The sequence below is a fragment of the Xanthomonas sp. LMG 12461 genome (assembly GCF_009192935.1).
GTDB lineage: Bacteria > Pseudomonadota > Gammaproteobacteria > Xanthomonadales > Xanthomonadaceae > Xanthomonas_A > Xanthomonas_A sontii.
The window spans coordinates 1-15,571 of record NZ_NQYT01000014.1 but is presented as its reverse complement, the minus strand read 5'-3'; the positions used below and the strand labels follow the sequence as shown (position 1 = coordinate 15,571).

General features: G+C 67.5%; 15 protein-coding genes and 1 pseudogene. 12 read left to right on the top strand and 4 right to left on the bottom strand.

Going from position 1 to position 15,571, the window contains the following annotated elements; translation table 11 throughout:
* Positions 1-16 precede the first annotated feature (16 nt).
* The 6 genes and pseudogenes from CEK68_RS03660 to CEK68_RS03635 all read left to right on the top strand — a co-directional run.
* Positions 17-970 (top strand): LysR substrate-binding domain-containing protein, encoded by a 954-nt coding sequence (locus CEK68_RS03660; RefSeq protein WP_152238573.1) that lies wholly within the window; start codon positions 17-19, stop codon positions 968-970.
* A gap of 110 nt (positions 971-1,080) precedes the next feature.
* On the top strand, positions 1,081-1,512 hold the full coding sequence (gene rnk / locus CEK68_RS03655) for a nucleoside diphosphate kinase regulator (protein ID WP_152238572.1): 432 nt from the start codon (positions 1,081-1,083) through the stop codon (positions 1,510-1,512).
* A 46-nt stretch (positions 1,513-1,558) separates the two neighbouring features.
* Positions 1,559-2,527 carry a transaldolase gene (gene tal, locus CEK68_RS03650; protein WP_152238571.1) on the top strand — a complete coding sequence of 323 codons (969 nt, stop codon included), beginning with the start codon at positions 1,559-1,561 and terminating at the stop codon, positions 2,525-2,527.
* Between the two features lie 202 nt (positions 2,528-2,729).
* Positions 2,730-3,782: a transglutaminase family protein gene (locus CEK68_RS03645; RefSeq protein WP_152238570.1), complete on the top strand. Its 1,053-nt coding sequence runs from the start codon at positions 2,730-2,732 to the stop codon at positions 3,780-3,782.
* Positions 3,783-3,790: 8 nt separating this feature from the next.
* Entirely contained in the window at positions 3,791-4,378 is a 588-nt protein-coding gene (locus CEK68_RS03640) for an RHS repeat-associated core domain-containing protein (protein WP_150410393.1), read from the top strand.
* A 518-nt stretch (positions 4,379-4,896) separates the two neighbouring features.
* A pseudogene (locus CEK68_RS03635) lies at positions 4,897-5,220 on the top strand (transaldolase family protein); the annotation flags it as partial.
* Positions 5,221-5,301: 81 nt separating this feature from the next.
* On the opposite strand, the gene CEK68_RS03630 reads toward CEK68_RS03635, so the two are convergent.
* Positions 5,302-5,907: a Vps62-related protein gene (locus tag CEK68_RS03630; RefSeq protein WP_152238569.1), complete on the bottom strand. Its 606-nt coding sequence runs from the start codon at positions 5,905-5,907 to the stop codon at positions 5,302-5,304.
* 411 nt (positions 5,908-6,318) lie between these two features.
* Between CEK68_RS03630 and CEK68_RS03625 the strand changes: the two genes are divergently transcribed.
* Positions 6,319-6,888, top strand: a complete 570-nt coding sequence (locus CEK68_RS03625; RefSeq protein ID WP_152238568.1) for a type 1 glutamine amidotransferase family protein — start codon at positions 6,319-6,321, stop codon at positions 6,886-6,888.
* Positions 6,889-7,080: 192 nt separating this feature from the next.
* Positions 7,081-8,310 (top strand): hypothetical protein, encoded by a 1,230-nt coding sequence (locus tag CEK68_RS03620; protein WP_152238567.1) that lies wholly within the window; start codon positions 7,081-7,083, stop codon positions 8,308-8,310.
* A gap of 86 nt (positions 8,311-8,396) precedes the next feature.
* Here CEK68_RS03620 and msrA read toward each other — a convergent pair whose 3' ends face one another.
* Both msrA and CEK68_RS03610 read right to left on the bottom strand, forming a co-directional pair.
* Entirely contained in the window at positions 8,397-9,047 is a 651-nt protein-coding gene (msrA, locus tag CEK68_RS03615; RefSeq protein ID WP_150410396.1) for a peptide-methionine (S)-S-oxide reductase MsrA, read from the bottom strand.
* A gap of 103 nt (positions 9,048-9,150) precedes the next feature.
* Positions 9,151-9,672 (bottom strand): SgcJ/EcaC family oxidoreductase, encoded by a 522-nt coding sequence (locus tag CEK68_RS03610; RefSeq protein ID WP_017915099.1) that lies wholly within the window; start codon positions 9,670-9,672, stop codon positions 9,151-9,153.
* A 127-nt stretch (positions 9,673-9,799) separates the two neighbouring features.
* On the opposite strand from CEK68_RS03610, the gene CEK68_RS03605 reads away from it, so the two are divergent.
* The 3 genes from CEK68_RS03605 to CEK68_RS03595 are packed head-to-tail and all read left to right on the top strand — an operon-like array spanning position 9,800 to position 12,878.
* Positions 9,800-10,501 carry a helix-turn-helix transcriptional regulator gene (locus tag CEK68_RS03605; RefSeq protein WP_152238566.1) on the top strand — a complete coding sequence of 234 codons (702 nt, stop codon included), beginning with the start codon at positions 9,800-9,802 and terminating at the stop codon, positions 10,499-10,501.
* Complete coding sequence (locus tag CEK68_RS03600) at positions 10,498-12,408, top strand: ATP-binding protein (protein ID WP_152238565.1); 1,911 nt, start codon at positions 10,498-10,500, stop codon at positions 12,406-12,408. Before CEK68_RS03605 ends, CEK68_RS03600 begins: the two co-directional genes overlap by 4 nt.
* Positions 12,405-12,878 carry a response regulator gene (locus CEK68_RS03595; RefSeq protein WP_043093079.1) on the top strand — a complete coding sequence of 158 codons (474 nt, stop codon included), beginning with the start codon at positions 12,405-12,407 and terminating at the stop codon, positions 12,876-12,878. Before CEK68_RS03600 ends, CEK68_RS03595 begins: the two co-directional genes overlap by 4 nt.
* Before the next feature lie 75 nt (positions 12,879-12,953).
* Here the strand turns inward: CEK68_RS03595 and CEK68_RS03590 are convergent, their stop codons facing one another.
* Positions 12,954-13,181: a DUF2007 domain-containing protein gene (locus CEK68_RS03590; RefSeq protein ID WP_017915895.1), complete on the bottom strand. Its 228-nt coding sequence runs from the start codon at positions 13,179-13,181 to the stop codon at positions 12,954-12,956.
* Positions 13,182-13,437: 256 nt separating this feature from the next.
* Here CEK68_RS03590 and CEK68_RS03585 point away from each other — a divergent pair, with 256 nt between their 5' ends.
* Entirely contained in the window at positions 13,438-15,189 is a 1,752-nt protein-coding gene (locus tag CEK68_RS03585) for a glutamine--tRNA ligase/YqeY domain fusion protein (RefSeq protein WP_152238564.1), read from the top strand.
* Positions 15,190-15,571 lie beyond the last annotated feature (382 nt).

Here is a 15,571-nt window from a genome sequence, read left to right as displayed (position 1 = left end):
TCCGAGGAACCCGCTGATGAACCTGCGTGATCTGAAATACCTGGTGGCGCTGGCCGATCACAAGCATTTCGGGCGCGCCGCCGCGGCCTGCTTCGTCAGCCAGCCGACGCTGTCCACGCAGATCAAGAAGCTCGAGGACGAACTGGGCGTGCCGCTGGTGGAGCGCGCGCCGCGCAAGGTCATGCTGACCCCGGCCGGGCGCGAGGCCGCCAGCCGCGCGCGCGGCATCGTCGCCGAGATCGAGCAGATGAAGGAGGCGGCGCGACGCAGCCAGGACCCGGAAGCCGGCACCGTGCGCCTGGGCATCTTCCCCACGCTCGGCCCGTATCTGCTGCCGCATGTGATCCCGCGCATCCGCGCGCGCTTCCCGCAGCTGGAACTGCTGCTGATCGAAGAGAAGAGCGACGTGCTGCTGACCCGCCTGCGCGAGGGCCGGCTGGACGCGGCGCTGCTGGCGCTGCCGTTGCACGACGAGCAATTGCATGCCGAATTCCTGTTCGAGGAACCGTTCGTGCTGGCGGTGCCCGAGCAGCATCCGCTGGCGCGACGGCCGACCCCGCTGACCATGGACGAACTGCACGCGCAACGCCTGCTGCTGCTCGAGGATGGGCATTGCCTGCGCGACCAGGAGCTGGACGTATGCCATCTGTCCGGTGCGCTGGAAAAGGCCGAGTTCCAGGCCACCAGCCTGGAGACGCTGCGGCAGATGGTCGCCGCCAACGTCGGCGTGACCCTGCTGCCGCTGCTGGCGGTGCAGCCGCCAGTGGCCAATCCGCCGAACCTGCGCCTGCTGCCGTTCGCGCCCGACGGCGGGCCGAGCCGGCGCATCGCCATGCTGTGGCGGCGCAGTTCGGCGATGGGCGCGTTCCTGCAGCAACTGGCGCACCTGTTCGGTGCATTGCCCGAGGAGCTGTTCACGCTGCCGGCGCAGGCGTCGCTGCCGGACCAGGCGCCGCGCCAGGTGGCCTGAACAGGCCGACCGGCCGAGGCGTCGCATCGGCGCCGGCTTGCTTGCACAATGGGAACGGGGGCGGCGCGGTGCCGCCTCCGTTCGTTGTGCCATCCAACCGGAGCCTGTCCATGACCTCGCAACACCACAGCGGCCTGCCGCCCTCGTTGATCGTCTCCAGCCGCGACCTCGCGCGCCTGGAAGCCCTGCTCGACTCCCCTGCCTTGCACCAGCACCCGGCCGCGCAAGCGCTGGGCGCAGAACTCGACCGCGCCACCGTGATGGCGCCCGGCCAGATCCCCCCCGGCATCGTCACCATGCATTCCCGCGTGGAGTGCGAAGACGAACTGCACGGCGAACGCCATCAGCTGACCCTGGTCTATCCGCACGAAGCCGATGCCGCGCATGCGCGCATCTCGGTGCTGGCCCCGGTCGGCAGCGCCCTGCTCGGCCTGGCCGTGGGCCAGTCGATCGACTGGCAGGCGCCCGGCGGACGCCCGCTGCGCCTGCGCGTGACCGCGGTGCAGCGCGCCGACGACGACAATGCGCGCGCGGCGCGTTAACGTGCGCGGCCCTATCCTTGTTCCCACTCGTTCCCGAGAGATACCGATGACCTCTTCCGCCCCCTCCAAGCTCGCCCAGTTGCGCGAGTTGTCCGTGGTCGTGGCCGATACCGGCGACTACGACGCGATCAAGCGGCTCAAGCCGGTGGACTGCACCACCAACCCGACCCTGGTGAAGAAGGCGCTGGACCTGCCGGTCTACGCCGATCTGATCGACGAGGCGCTGGCCTGGGCGCGCGGCCAGGACGGCGACCACGCCGCCTTGGTCGACGAGATCGCCGACCGCCTGACCATCGGCGTCGGCGCCAAGCTCAGCGCGCTGGTGCCCGGCCGCGTGTCCACCGAAGTGGACGCCGACCTGGCCCACGACACCGCCGCCACCATCGCCAAGGCGCACAAGTTCATCGCCATGTACGCCGAGCGCGGCATCCCCAAGGACCGCATCCTGATCAAGGTCGCCGCGACCTGGGAAGGCATCGAGGCGGCGCGGCAGCTGCAGCGCGACGGCATCGACTGCAACCTGACCCTGATCTTCAACCGCACCCAGGCCCTGGCCTGCGCCGAGGCCGGCGTGTTCCTGATCTCGCCCTTCGTCGGCCGCATCCTCGACTGGTACGTGGCCAAGGGCCAGACCCCGGCGACCATCGACGAGGACCCGGGCGTGCAGTTCGTGCGCGGCGTGTACGACGAGTTCAAGCGCCGCGGTTCGCAGACCGTGGTCATGGGCGCCTCGTTCCGTTCCACCGCGCAGATCGAAGCGCTGGCCGGCTGCGACCGCCTGACCATCTCGCCGGACCTGCTGGAGAAGCTCGACGCCGACCACGGCCCGCTGCCGCGCAAGCTCTCGCCCGGCCAGGCCGACGGCGCCAAGATCGAGCCGATCGACGCCAAGCGCTTCGCCGCCGACCTGGCCGCCGACCCGATGGCCACCGAAAAGCTGGCCGGCGGCATCGACACCTTCGCCAAGGACCTGCAGACCCTGCGCGACACGATCCGGCACAAGCTGGCCGGCTGAGCAGCGCACGCCTTGCATCATCCCGAGGAGCGGCGGCGACGTCGCTCCTTTTTTATTCGCGCATCGAGCATGCGGCGCTTGCCTTGACTCCCAACCTTGCGTCATTCCTTACGCTGATAGCCTGTCAGTTGACTTGCTCCTCAATCCGCTGAGGTCGATAAGGTTTGACAATCAATAGACAGTCCTCTTTGGCCAGACTAGGATGACCAAAGGACTTGGGGGCAAAGGAATGCGACCAGCACTTCTCTTGTTTGCAGCGTTTCTCATGCTTGGCGTATCGGGCGAGAGTTTGGCTGATCCTCCCAAGCCGGCGACTCGTCAGAGCCAGCAACGAACACCGGACGCCACGGTCACGGAGCTCCGAGCACTCCTGCAGACGCCCGAGAGCGAAATCGACTTGGCAAAGGCCAAGCTCGCTATCGACCGCATGATCGACTCGAAGGTTGACCCCACTGTCACCCTGCTGCAGCTCGACACACTGACTACTCGCATCAAGGCGCGTTTTCCGACGAATGCGACCAGCCAGTCCAAGTTGGAATTGCTTGTGAACTCGCTGTCCCAGGCCGGGCCGTGGAATGACTATCGCCCTTTCAGTTACGACCTGAACGACCCATTCGGCAAAACGATCCACAATAAGCTGCTTTCAACCTACCTGAAGACCCGCAAGGGCAACTGCGTCTCCATGCCGGTGCTGCTTGTAATTCTGGGCCAGAAGCTAGGACTGGATATGACCTTGGCGACAGCGCCCGAGCACGTCCTGGCGAAGTTCCGGAACGACCGAGGCCAGTGGATCAACATCGAGGCCACCAGCTTTGGCACGAAGAGCAACGCCAGCTATGAGCAGGAAACCAACATCTCGCCGAAGGCCATGGCCAACCGCCTCTACTTGCGGCCGCTAAACAAACGCGAGTCTGTCGCAGTCATGCTGAGTACCTTGATGGAGTTTTACGGGCAGCAGCAGCGTCAGGAGCAACGCATCGCGATCGCCGACCTGGCGTTGCAGGCCGACCCCAAGGATATTGCGGCGATGCTACAGAAGGGCAACGCCTACTTCAGGTTAATGCAACAGTACATGGCGAAGTATCCGTCGCCTGCGGCCATTCCCCCAGAACAGCGTTTGGATTTCGATGCACTCCAACGCAGTAACGATCTTTGGTTTAATCGGGCCGAGGCGCTTGGTTGGACGATGCCACCCAAGACACAGGATGCGAACTACCTACAAACCATCCAACACGCAAAGGCAACGCAACAGTGAGGGCGGTGATGCACAAGCTAAAATGCGCAGGGGGCGTGCTAGCCATTCTAATCGCCGGGTTTGGCGGACCCGTCTCAGCACGTTACGTACAGTCAGATCCAATCGGTATCGCAGGCGGCGTCAATACATATGCCTACGTGCAAGAAAATCCGGTGTCATCCATAGACCCACTTGGCCTCAGAAAGGTGATCCTCTTCAACCCTGGCGACTATCCGTTCTACCAAGGCGCAATGGCGACTCCTGACATTCCAGGCGTCACCAGGGTGTTTGGGCACATGGGACCTGACCGCGTTCTCGACCAGCGCCATGATGGTCTTGCTGTGAAGCTGGACGTGGAAGGTGTCAAGTACATTATTGAGGGAGCGGGCTGGACTCCCGGTGAGCCGGTTGAATTTATGGGGTGCCGCTCAGGGCAGGGAGAGAACTCGATCGCCGAACAGTTCGCAAACAAGTATTCCACTGCTACATCGGGCGCCACGCAGTACATGTGGTACAACGATCTTGGCATAAGCGGAATCTATGGAAAGGTTCCTTACTTCCATTGGAAGAATTATGCCAATCCAGGAGTCATGCGCTCCTTTCCGCCTGGACCGTGAATATGACCATGGGAAAGCCTCTACTTCGCTGGCTCCTTCTTGCACCGGCCGTAGTTGCCAGCCTCTTATCGATGGCGGGCATGTATTGGCTATGCCATCAATTGCTGCTGCAGGTATGCCCTCCATCGTCAAAGTCGATAGAGGGGGTGACCGACCTAGCGAGTGACAACTACGGAATAGCCACCACTACATGTTCACAAAGTTGGTACCCATCTGCAGAATCTTCACTCCTGATTGTGATGCTTCTTCTATCCGTGCTGGTTTGCTGTCTCAGTGCTTATCGCTTGGCACCCAGTCACAAACGACTTGTCAGCGCCCTTTGCGGAGTAGCGACAAGTGCATTTCTCGTCATGGCCTTTACTTGGCCAGAGTTGTAGCGCGCCAACTACTCGAAGCGCTCCTTATCAAGCCTAGCCCCTGCATCAGCAAAGGCGAGCGGCATTTGACTAGACCGATCGGAGATTAATGGGCACTCATTCTTTTATTGCAGGGAATGGGCAAAAGGGAATGGGGAAACTTGGCAGCACCGCGGTTCGCAGACCGTGGTCATGGGCGCCTCGTTCCGTTCCACCGCGCAGATCGAAGCGCTGGCCGGCTGCGACCGCCTGACCATCTCGCCGGACTTGCTGGAGAAGCTCGACGCCGACCACGGCCCGCTGCCGCGCAAGCTCTCGCCCGGCCAGGCCGACGGCGCCAAGATCGAGCCGATCGACGCCAAGCGCTTCGCCGCCGACCTGGCCGCCGATCCGATGGCTACCGAAAAGCTGGCCGGCGGCATCGACACCTTCGCCAAGGACCTGCAGACCCTGCGCGACACGATCCGGCACAAGCTGGTCGGCTGAGCGTCGCGCACATCACGGCAACGAAAGAGCGGCGGCGACGCCGCTCTTTTTCTGTCCCCGACACGCGCGCGGCAGGCTCGGTCAGGGCGGCAGCATGAGGTCGAAGGTCTGAATATCCGTCGGATACCCCTGGCTGCGCTGATAGCCACGGGCGAAACACGCGCCGGAGTACGGAAGCTGCCACACCAGCACGTTGCGGTCGGCGCCGGACTCCGCGTTGTCCCAGATCAGGTTTTCCTTGCCCAGCGTGACCACCTGGCAGAATTCGTCGCGCACGCACATCAGGCTCGGGTAGTCGGCAAGGCTTGGCGGGGTATTGAAATCCGCCACCGCGATCGACCCGAGCGCGATGTATCCGGCCGGCGCCTGCAGGTTGTAAATGCCTAGATTGCAGGGACTGTCGTTGCCTTCGCACTCCCACACGGTCGTGAAGCCGAGGGGCGCGCTCAGGCATAGATTCTTGTCGGAATCGTATTCCTGCAACACGACCACCGGACCGGATGGGGACGGCGGATTGGCGTAGTTATTGGTCGCGTACAGGCCAATGTAGAAATAATCCTCGCCATGGCCAATGCCGCTCACCAGCGGATGCCAGAAGCTGATTTCCCGTCCCGAACGGCTTCCCTGGTCGGTGATCTGTTTGTTGAGGTCGAAACTGTTGCAGACGCCCTGACAGAGAAAGCTCATCACCTATTCTCCAGATACCAACCATCGAACCACACAGGCGAAGACACAAGCATCGACGAACCGCAGCCTCGTCGGCGCCGTGCTCCGATCTCGAAATCCCCCCCTTTCACACCGTGCGTTGTCCTCGCCCGGCACAGGTGCGACCGCACGGTTTGTAACATGCTTTTTGCACACCGTGGTTGCAAGGCATGCCACATCGACTTCATGGCCGCTTGCATGGCCGCTTGTGCACGCGCCGCACCATGACTGGCCGGGCGGCGCCCGGGATAGTCGAACCATACGCTGGGGCGACGTCGCTCCTCCGGGCAGGGTGCCGCATGACCGGCCATCGCCCTCGGTCGTCGCCGTGCGTTTGGCGCAGCGGCGACGTCTTCCCGGCTATGCTGCCTCCCCGCGTGCAGAGGCAAGGCAATGGCGACGATCGCAGTGGTGATGGTGGACGGCGTGGCGGACTGGGAGATCGGCACCATCCTGCCGGCAGCGCGGGCCTGGTTCGGCGACACGATCCAGATCGCCAGCATCGACGGCAAGCCCATTACCTCGATCGGCGGGCTGGAGCTGCACCCCACCTACGCGCTGTCGGACCTGGCGCCATTGGACGCCGACCTGTGGCTGCTGCCCGGCAGCGACCGCTGGCAGGCCGGCGAGATTCCAGGACTGAGCGCACTGCTGCAGCAGCGCCTGGAGGCTGGCCGCGGCGTGGCGGCGATCTGTGGGGCGACCCTGGCGCTGGCCTACGCCGGCCTGCTCGATAGCCGCCCGCACACCAGCAATTCCGAAGCCTTCCTGCGCGAGCACGCCTGCGTCTACGCCGGCAGCGCGCATTACCAGGAGCGCCGCGTGGTCAGCGCCGGCGGCCTGATCACCGCCCCCGGCACCAGCCCGGTCAGTTTCGCCGAGGAATGCCTGCGCCTGCTGCACCCCGAACGCGAGGAGCAGATCGCGCAGATGCGGCAGATGTTCGCGGCCGAGTTCGTGTAGCGCGACCAGTGCCACGTGTCATGCAGACGGCGGCGGCGCCGCATGACTACACTTGTCGTCACACACCGTGAGGTACGCCATCGGCGGCTGAGCGCGGCGTCGCGATCGACCCTTGGCGGGCGTGACGCAACGGCGGTCACGCATGCCAGCGCGCCAGCAGGGTGCTTCCACGACGTCGACAGGAGAAGGCGCATGCGCGGATGGATGGCGCGTTATTTGTTTTCGCTGGCGCTGGCCGCCGCCAGTGCCACCGGCATGGCCGCCACGCCGGCACCGACCCGGGTCGCGATCCTGGGCGTGGAGCACGCGGCGCAACTGGTCTCCGAGCGCGACCAGCCGGGCGTGCTTGCCGCGTTCCTGGAGCAACTCGCGCCGGACGCGATCTGTATCGAACGCCCGCCGGAGCAGGCGGCGCGCGGCGATTACTACGAATACACCTACGAGGTGCAGGGCGTGATCCTGCCCTACGCTGCGGCGCATCCCGTCGCCCTCTGTCCGATCGACTGGATGCCGCCGGTGGAGGACGCCAGACTCGGCTTCGGCATGGATCTGGACACGCCATTGGAACTACGCCGCGAGCAGGGGTTCCAGGGCTTCCTGTCGTTCCCCGACAAGGCCGCATTGCAGCGCGACTTCTTCGCGGCGGATGCGGCCGAAAACGTGGCCGCGGTACGGAAGTGGGCGCAGACGCCGGCGCCGCGGGCCGACCAGGACCTGCCGCGACGCCTGTACCTGTACCGCACCTTCCTGCAGGCCCAGCGCATCCGCGCCGCGGCGCTGGCGCACCCAGGCAAGACCGTGCTGGTGGTGGTCGGCTATTTCCACAAACCGGATCTGGAGGCGATCCTCGCGCACGACCCGGCGATCGCGCTGGTGCCGCCGTCGACGCTGGGGCGCCCCACCGCGGAGGCGGTCGCGCGCGCCACCACCGCGACGCAGCGCGCCGCGATCCTCGCCTTCAACCTGCTCGGCACCCAGGCCGAGACCGGCAACGTCGACTGGGCATGGATGAGCCGCGTCCTGGCTGCCTACGCCGCCGACGCGCCGGCCGCCGAAACGGCGCTGTTGCGAACCCGCCTGGCCCTGCTGAGCGGCCGCATCGCACCGGCCGAGGCGCGGCGGCGCTACGCACGGCTCGCCGAGGACACGCCGGTCGAACTGGCGTTCGGCTGGACCGGCGTGCAGGACCGCACGCGCGTGGATTCGTTCTTCGATCCCTTCGGCAATCTGACGGTGCGCCAGCGCGCGACGCTGGAACTGGCACGGACCGACTATGCGCTCGGCCGCAGCCGCGACGGCGACGCGGCGATCGAACGGCTCAAGGCCGAGCTGTCGCCACGCAAGGCGCTGCAACTGTCCGGCTATGCGGCGCGGCTGCGGCCGGCCGCCGCGAGCACGCGCGATCCGCGTGCCGCGAAGTAACGGGCTCGCGGCGAGACGTCAGCCGCGGTCGCGGTGACCCCCGATGGCGACAGCATCCTGCGCACACCATGCGCAGATGCGCCCGCTCAGGCCTCCAGCCCGATCGGACAACTCACCCCGGTGCCGCCCAGGCCACAGTAGCCGCCGGGGTTCTTGGCCAGATACTGCTGGTGCTCGTCCTCGGCGTAGTAGAACGGCGGCGCCGGGAAGCGGATCTCGGTGGTGATGGGGCCGTAGCCGGCGGCGTCCAGGCGCTGCTGGTAGGCATCGCGGCTGGCCAGCGCGGCCTCGTACTGCGCCTGGGTGGTGCAGTAGATCGCCGAGCGGTACTGGGTGCCGGTGTCGTTGCCCTGGCGCATGCCCTGGGTCGGGTCGTGGCTTTCCCAGAAGGTCTGCAGCAACTGCTCGAAGCGCACGGTCTGCGGGTCGAACGCCACCAGCACCGCCTCGGTGTGACCGGTCTGACCGGAGCACACTTCGCGATAGGTGGCATTGGGCGTCTCGCCGCCGGCATAGCCGACCGCCGTGCTGAACACGCCGGGCAGCGACCAGAACTTGCGTTCGGCGCCCCAGAAGCAGCCCAGGCCGAACTGCACCTGCTCCAGGCCGGCGAAGGCATCGCGCAAGGGATGGCCGTTGACGAAGTGACGGTTGTGCAGCGGCAGCGGCTGCGCGCGTCCCGGCAGGCTCTCGCCCGGGCGCGGCAGGCGCTGCTTGAAGGCACCGATTCCCAACATGGCATGGACTCCTGGCAGCGACGGCGATGTCGTGTGGATGGCGCTGCCGGAGTCCGCTTTCAAGTGCGCCCGACTACCGCGGCGGCGGTGACAGGCTCGACGTTCACTTCGCTGCGGCGCTGGCCGTGGCGGCGGCGACCGGTTCCGGCATCGCCGAGCTGTGGTGGTTGATGATCAGCCAGCGCCCGTCGCGCTTTTCGTAGACGAAGGTGTAGCGCGCCTGCACCTGGCGGGTGCTGCCGTCGGGATTGTTCAGGGTGAAGGTGTAGACGCCGGCATCGACCGCGCTGTCGTCGTCGAGCAGCCGCACCTGGCGGTAGTTGATGGCCCCGCGCGGCTTGGCGGCGAGGAAGTGGCTGAAGTAGTCCTCGATCTCGGCGCGGCTGGCGCGGACCTGGTTGGACACCGTGGGCAGCAGCACGCCGTCGCGGGCGTACAGGTCGGCCACGCGCTGCGGATTGCCTGTGGCGAGCGCCGCGTTCCAGCGGTCGAACAGGCCGGCGATCTCGCGTTCGGCGCTGCTGGCCGGCGTCGCCGGCTGGCCGTCGTAGTGCATCGCCGGCGCGGCCAGCGCGGTGGAGGTGGTGGTCAGGCCCAGTGCCAGGGCGAACAGGATGCGACGCATGGGAAGTCTCCGTGTGCTGAGGGGATGCCGTCTCGGGGCGAAGCGAGTATTGGCAGCCGCGGCTTGCGCAACATCCGCCGGGCGGCATATCCTCGAATATGCCGTTCGGCATATCGGAGACGCACCCATGCACCCTCCCTCCAATGCAGGCCAGTGGCGTGAAGCACTGCGCCGCGACGCTGCCGACGCCGCGCGCTGGCAGGCGGTGGCCGCCGCCGCGGCGGCGCTGCGCGAGGCCGGCGATGCCGCGCAGGCCGCCGCGCACGCACTCGTGCCGGCCAGTGCCCTGGTGGCGGCCCCGCATGCTGCGGTGCTGGCGGTGCGGGGCGCCCGCTGCCTGGTACTGGCCAGCCAGGGCGATGCATTGCCGCCGGGCGCCAGCGTCGCCGTCGAGGCCCCGGCGCAGGCCTGGCGCCTGCGCGGCCATGCCGCCAACGAGGCCGGCGAACTGTGCCTGCCGATCGCCGCGCTGGGCGTGCCGCTGGGCATGCTGTGCCTGGGCTGGGACGCCCGCACCGTCCCGGCGCCGGAAGACGTGCAGGCCCTGTCCGCGATCGCCGCGCTGCTGGCACCGCTGGCGGCCGAACCGCCGCGTCCGCCGCGGCGACGCAAACCGGCGCATGCCGACCGCCTGGCCGTGCTCAGCGCGCGCGAGCGGCAGGTGCTGGCGCTGCTCTCGCGCGGCCTCACCAATGCCGCACTCGGCGCCGAACTCGGCATCAGCGCCGGCACCGCCAAGGTCCACGTCGAGCGCATCCTGCACAAGCTGCAGGTGGCCGACCGCACCCAGGCCGCGGTGGTCGCGGTGCAGGCGGGGGTGGCGCTGTGAGGGCGCTGGCGCGGCGCTGGAACGACTGGCCGCTGACCCGCAAGAGCCTGGCGCTGGTGGCGCTGCCGCTGTTGCTGCTGGTGGCGGCGCTGGTGGCGATCTACAGCGTGGAGCGGCAGAACATCGCCGCCGAGAACGACGTGCGCCGCACCCTGCAGTTGCTCAGCGATTTGCACGAGGCGCATGCGCTGCTGGCCGAGACCGCCGCTGGCGTGCGCGGCTACCGGCTGGTGCGCCAGGACGCGTTCCTGACCCCGTACCGCGATGCCGAGCCGCGGCTGAAGACCGTGGTGCAGCGCCTGTCGCAACGCATCACCGACCCGCGCCAGGCGCAGCGCTTCGCCCGCATCCAGCCGCTGTTCGAGGAGAAGATGCAGGGCTGGCGGCGGCTGCTGGCGCCGGACCTGAGCCGCGATGAAGAGATCCGCCAGCTGCGCGAGGGCAAGGTCACCCTCGACATCCTGCGTGCGGAACTGCGCGAGCTGCGCAACTACGAGACCGCGCAGTTGCAGGTGCGCACCGCCAAGGCGCAGGCGCTGCGCCAGCGCAACCTGCTGATCACCCTGTGCGCGGCGATGCTGGGCGGACTCGGCGCGGTGCTCGCGGTGGCCTGGTTCGCCTCGTCGCTGTCGCGGCGCCTGCGCCAGCTCTCGGCCAATGCCGACCGCCTCGGCGACGGCCGGCCGCTGGCGCCGCAGCCGCCGGCCGGCGACGAACTGGGCCAGGTCGCGCAACGCCTGCAGCAGGCCAGCACCCTGCTCGCCGCGCGCGCCGAGGAAGCGCAGTCGGCGCGCCGCGAGGCCGAGAGCGCCAACCGCGCCAAGACCGAATTCCTCTCGCGCAGCAGCCACGAACTGCGCACCCCGCTCAACGCCATCCTCGGCTATGCGCAGGTGCTGGAGATGGACCTGCCGGGCGCGGCGCAGCGCGACCACCTGCAGCACATCCTCGGCGCCGGCCGGCATCTGTTGGGGTTGATCACCGAACTGCTGGACATCGCCCGCATCGAGGCCGACCAGCTCGACCTGAGCCCACGCCCGGTGCCGGTGCGCACCGCGCTGGAAGAGGCGCTGGGCCTGGTCGCGCCGGAAGCGCAGGCGCGCGGCATCGTGCTGCGGCCACCGCAGTTGCCGCCGGAGTGGACCGTGCGCGCCGATCCGCAGCGGCTGCGCCAGGTGTTGATCAACCTGCTGTCCAACGCGATCAAGTTCAACCGCCCGGGTGGCGCGGTGTGGGTGAGCGCCGTGCCCGAAGGCCAGTCCCTGGCGCTGAGCGTGCACGACCAGGGCCGCGGTCTGACGCCGGCGCAGGTGGAACGCTTGTTCACGCCGTTCGAGCGGCTCGGCGCCGAGCGCTCGGCGATCGAGGGCACCGGCCTGGGCCTGGCGCTGAGCAAGCGCCTGACCGAGGCGATGGGCGGGCGCATCGCCGTGGACAGCGACCCGGACGGATCGCGCTTCACCATCGCGCTGCCGCTGGACCGGCCGCAGGCCGCGGCGCAGCCAGACCTGGCCGTGGCGACGACGACGGCGGGCGGGATCCAGCGCCAGTTGCTGAGCGTGGAAGACAACCCGTCCAACCAGGCGCTGATCCGTACCCTGGTCGAACGCCGCCCGCACTGGCGCCTGCACGAGGCCGCCAGCCTGGCGCAGGCGCACGCGCATCTGCAGCAGACCACGCCCGACCTGATCCTGCTCGACCTGCACCTGAGCGACGGCAACGGCGAGGACCTGCTGCAGGCGCTGCGCGCGCAGCCGCACACCGCGGCGATCCCGGTGGTGGTGATCAGCGCCGATGCCACCGCGACCACGCTGGCCCGCGTGCAAGGCGAGCCGGTGCGTGCCTACCTGACCAAGCCGCTGGACGTGGCCGACTTCTTCTCCGTTCTGGACCGACACCTCGCATGACCCGCAACGATGTCCTCGCCACGCGCATCCTGATCGTCGACGACGAACCGGCCAACGTCCGCCTGTTGGAGGAACTGCTGCAGCGCGAAGGCTTCCGCCAGGTGGTGGCGACCACCGACCCGCAGCGGGTGCTGGGCCTGGTCGCGGCGTTCGCGCCGGACCTGATCCTGCTCGACCTGATGATGCCGGAGCTGGACGGCTACGCGATCCTGGAACAGCTGGCGCGCCTGGCCGGCCCGTCCACCTTCCTGCCGGTGATCGTGCTCACCGCCGACCCCAGCCGCAGCGCCCGCCACCGCGCCCTCGGCCTGGGCGCCAAGGATTTCCTGACCAAGCCGCTGGACACCTTCGAAGTCGCCCTGCGCGTCTGGAACGTGGCCGAGACCGTGGTGCTGTTCAAACGCCTGCGCGCGCTGGCCGTGGCGGATGCCGCGCCGCCGGGATGGCTGACGGCCGGGATTGGGGATTAGGGATTGGGGATTCGCAACGGCAGCCCCCCGCTTTTGCCAATCCCCAATCCCGACTCCCCAATCCCGGCCCCCAACCTACATCGCCCGCGTCACCTGGCCGCCCAGGCCCAATGCCATCAGCACTTCCTGGGCCTTTTCCAGCAGTTCGTCGGCCACGCAGACCTGGACCACGCCGAACGGCAGTTCGCCGGCGCCGCCGAGCAGGGCCTCGCCGAACACGAAGGCGGTGATGCCGGCATCCTCCAGCGCGTGCTTGGCCAGGTGCGCGTCGATCAGGTGCTGGGCGCGGTAGGCGATCTGCATGGTCGAGCCCTCAGCGGCGAGCCACGGAGCCAGGCAGAACCTGGAGCGAGGAAAGGCAACACAGATCCGTAAACGGGTACGCCAACTGAGAAGGACGCATGACGCCAAGGGCAAGACGGAACGCCTGCATGCGGGCTTCTCTTGAGTGAATTGTTCCGCAGCCTACGCGCCAGAACGGCCGCAGACCAGTCCGGCCAAGCTAAAGCAGCGCTTTACTTACTATAAACTTGCGCTTTACTTATTCTCAGACGCGCGCATGTCCGACACCCCCGCCACCGACGCCTCCGCCCCGGCCGAGAAGAAAGACTTCATCCGCCAGATCGTCCGCGAGGACCTGGCCAACGGCAAGCACACGGCCATCCGCACCCGCTTCCCGCCCGAGCCCAACGGCTACCTGCACATCGGCCACGCCAAGGCGATCTGCCTGGACTTCGGCATCGCCGCCGAGTTCGGCGGGCGCTGCAACCTGCGCTTCGACGACACCAATCCGGCCAAGGAAGATCCCGAATTCGTCGCCGCGATCCAGGACGACGTGCGCTGGCTGGGCTTCGACTGGGCCGAGCTGCGCCACGCCTCGGACTATTTCGAGGTGTACTACCTGGCCGCCGAGAAGCTGATCCGCGACAGCCACGCCTTCGTCTGCGACCTCTCCGCCGAGCAGGTGCGCGAGTACCGCGGCACCCTCACCGAGCCGGGCCGCGATTCGCCCTACCGCACCCGCAGCGTCGAAGAGAACCTGGACCTGTTCCGGCGCATGCGCGCGGGCGAGTTCCCGGACGGCGCGCGCACCCTGCGCGCCAAGATCGACATGAGCAGCGGCAACATCAACCTGCGCGACCCGGCGCTCTACCGGATCAAGCACGTCGAGCACCAGAACACCGGCAACGCCTGGCCGATCTACCCGATGTACGACTTCGCGCATTCGCTGGGCGATGCGGTGGAAGGCATCACCCACTCGCTGTGCACGCTGGAGTTCGAGGACCACCGCCCGCTGTACGACTGGTGCGTGGACAAGGTCGACCTGGCCGGCCACCCCGAACTGCTGCAGCCGCTGCTGGACAAGGGCCTGCCGCGCGAGGCGGCCAAGCCGCGGCAGATCGAGTTCTCGCGGCTCAACATCAACTACACGGTGATGAGCAAGCGCAAGCTGACCCAGCTCGTCGCCGAGGGCCTGGTCGATGGCTGGGACGACCCGCGCATGTACACCCTGCAGGGCCTGCGTCGCCGCGGCTACACGCCGGCCGCGCTGCGCCTGCTGGTCGACCGCGTCGGCATCAGCAAGCAGAACTCGGTGATCGACTTCTCGGTGCTCGAAGGCTGCCTGCGCGAAGACCTGGACGCGCACGCCGCGCGGCGCATGGCGGTGATCGAGCCTCTGAAGCTGGTGCTGAGCAACCTGCCCCAGGGCCACAGCGAAACCCTGACCTTCTCCAATCATCCCAAGGATGAGAGCTTCGGCACGCGCGAAGTGCCGTTCTCGCGCGAACTGTGGATCGAGCGCGAGGACTTCGCCGAAGTCCCGCCTAAAGGCTGGAAGCGGCTGGTACCGGGCGGCGAAGTGCGCCTGCGCGGCGCCGGCATCGCCCGCGTCGACGAAGTGATCAAGAACGCCGCCGGCGAGATCGTGGAACTGCGCGGCTGGCTCGACCCGGAATCGCGTCCGGGTATGGAAGGCGCCAACCGCAAGGTCAAGGGCACCATCCACTGGGTCAGCGCCGCGCACGCGGTCGAGGCAGAGATCCGCCTGTACGACCGCCTGTTCTCGGTGGAAAAGCCCGACGACGAGTCCGACGGCAAGACCTACCGCGATTACCTCAACCCCGACTCCAAGCGCAGCGTGCGCGGCTACGTCGAACCCGCCGCCGCCCAGGCCGCGCCGGAGCAGGCGTTCCAGTTCGAGCGCACCGGCTATTTCGTCGCCGACCGCTACGACCACCGCGCCGACGCGCCGGTGTTCAACCGCAGCGTGACCCTGCGCGATAACTGGAGCGGCGGCCAGGGCGGCTGACCAAGCGCGTGTGCGATGCCTCCAGCGACGGCGATGTCCTGGAGGAAGGCAGCGCATCGGCCGCGGACCGCGTGCCGGGAAATCTGCAGTGTCGTTTGGCGCTATCGCGTCGGGACTGAAGTCCCTCCCACAGGATGGCTGCATGCGCGGCCGCTTCCTGCAGGGCTAGCGTTAGCGTTGTTTTATTGGTGAGGCATCGCGCTGAAGCCAGGAGCTAAAAAGCCGGGATTGGGGATTGGGGATTCGGAACCCCGCAAACCGGGATCCGGAATGTTCCGCGAGTGCTGGGCGGTTGCGATTGCACTGTGGGAGGGGCTTCAGCCCCGACGGGCTTTACCGATAACGCCTGTCGGGGCTGAAGCCGCACTCACCGTGGAGTCGC

What these genes read in the sequence shown, in the direction of transcription:
- CEK68_RS03605 (WP_152238566.1), top strand. Translation starts at nt 9,800, where the DNA reads ATGCACCCTCCCTCCAATGCAGGCCAGTGGCGTGAAGCACTGCGCCGC.
- msrA (WP_150410396.1), bottom strand. Translation starts at nt 9,047, where the DNA reads ATGTTGGGAATCGGTGCCTTCAAGCAGCGCCTGCCGCGCCCGGGCGAG.
- CEK68_RS03585 (WP_152238564.1), top strand. Translation starts at nt 13,438, where the DNA reads ATGTCCGACACCCCCGCCACCGACGCCTCCGCCCCGGCCGAGAAGAAA.
- CEK68_RS03590 (WP_017915895.1), bottom strand. Translation starts at nt 13,181, where the DNA reads ATGCAGATCGCCTACCGCGCCCAGCACCTGATCGACGCGCACCTGGCC.
- CEK68_RS03640 (WP_150410393.1), top strand. Translation starts at nt 3,791, where the DNA reads ATGCACAAGCTAAAATGCGCAGGGGGCGTGCTAGCCATTCTAATCGCC.
- CEK68_RS03620 (WP_152238567.1), top strand. Translation starts at nt 7,081, where the DNA reads ATGCGCGGATGGATGGCGCGTTATTTGTTTTCGCTGGCGCTGGCCGCC.
- tal (WP_152238571.1), top strand. Translation starts at nt 1,559, where the DNA reads ATGACCTCTTCCGCCCCCTCCAAGCTCGCCCAGTTGCGCGAGTTGTCC.
- CEK68_RS03645 (WP_152238570.1), top strand. Translation starts at nt 2,730, where the DNA reads ATGACCAAAGGACTTGGGGGCAAAGGAATGCGACCAGCACTTCTCTTG.
- CEK68_RS03625 (WP_152238568.1), top strand. Translation starts at nt 6,319, where the DNA reads ATGGCGACGATCGCAGTGGTGATGGTGGACGGCGTGGCGGACTGGGAG.
- CEK68_RS03660 (WP_152238573.1), top strand. Translation starts at nt 17, where the DNA reads ATGAACCTGCGTGATCTGAAATACCTGGTGGCGCTGGCCGATCACAAG.
- CEK68_RS03630 (WP_152238569.1), bottom strand. Translation starts at nt 5,907, where the DNA reads ATGAGCTTTCTCTGTCAGGGCGTCTGCAACAGTTTCGACCTCAACAAA.
- CEK68_RS03595 (WP_043093079.1), top strand. Translation starts at nt 12,405, where the DNA reads ATGACCCGCAACGATGTCCTCGCCACGCGCATCCTGATCGTCGACGAC.
- CEK68_RS03610 (WP_017915099.1), bottom strand. Translation starts at nt 9,672, where the DNA reads ATGCGTCGCATCCTGTTCGCCCTGGCACTGGGCCTGACCACCACCTCC.
- rnk (WP_152238572.1), top strand. Translation starts at nt 1,081, where the DNA reads ATGACCTCGCAACACCACAGCGGCCTGCCGCCCTCGTTGATCGTCTCC.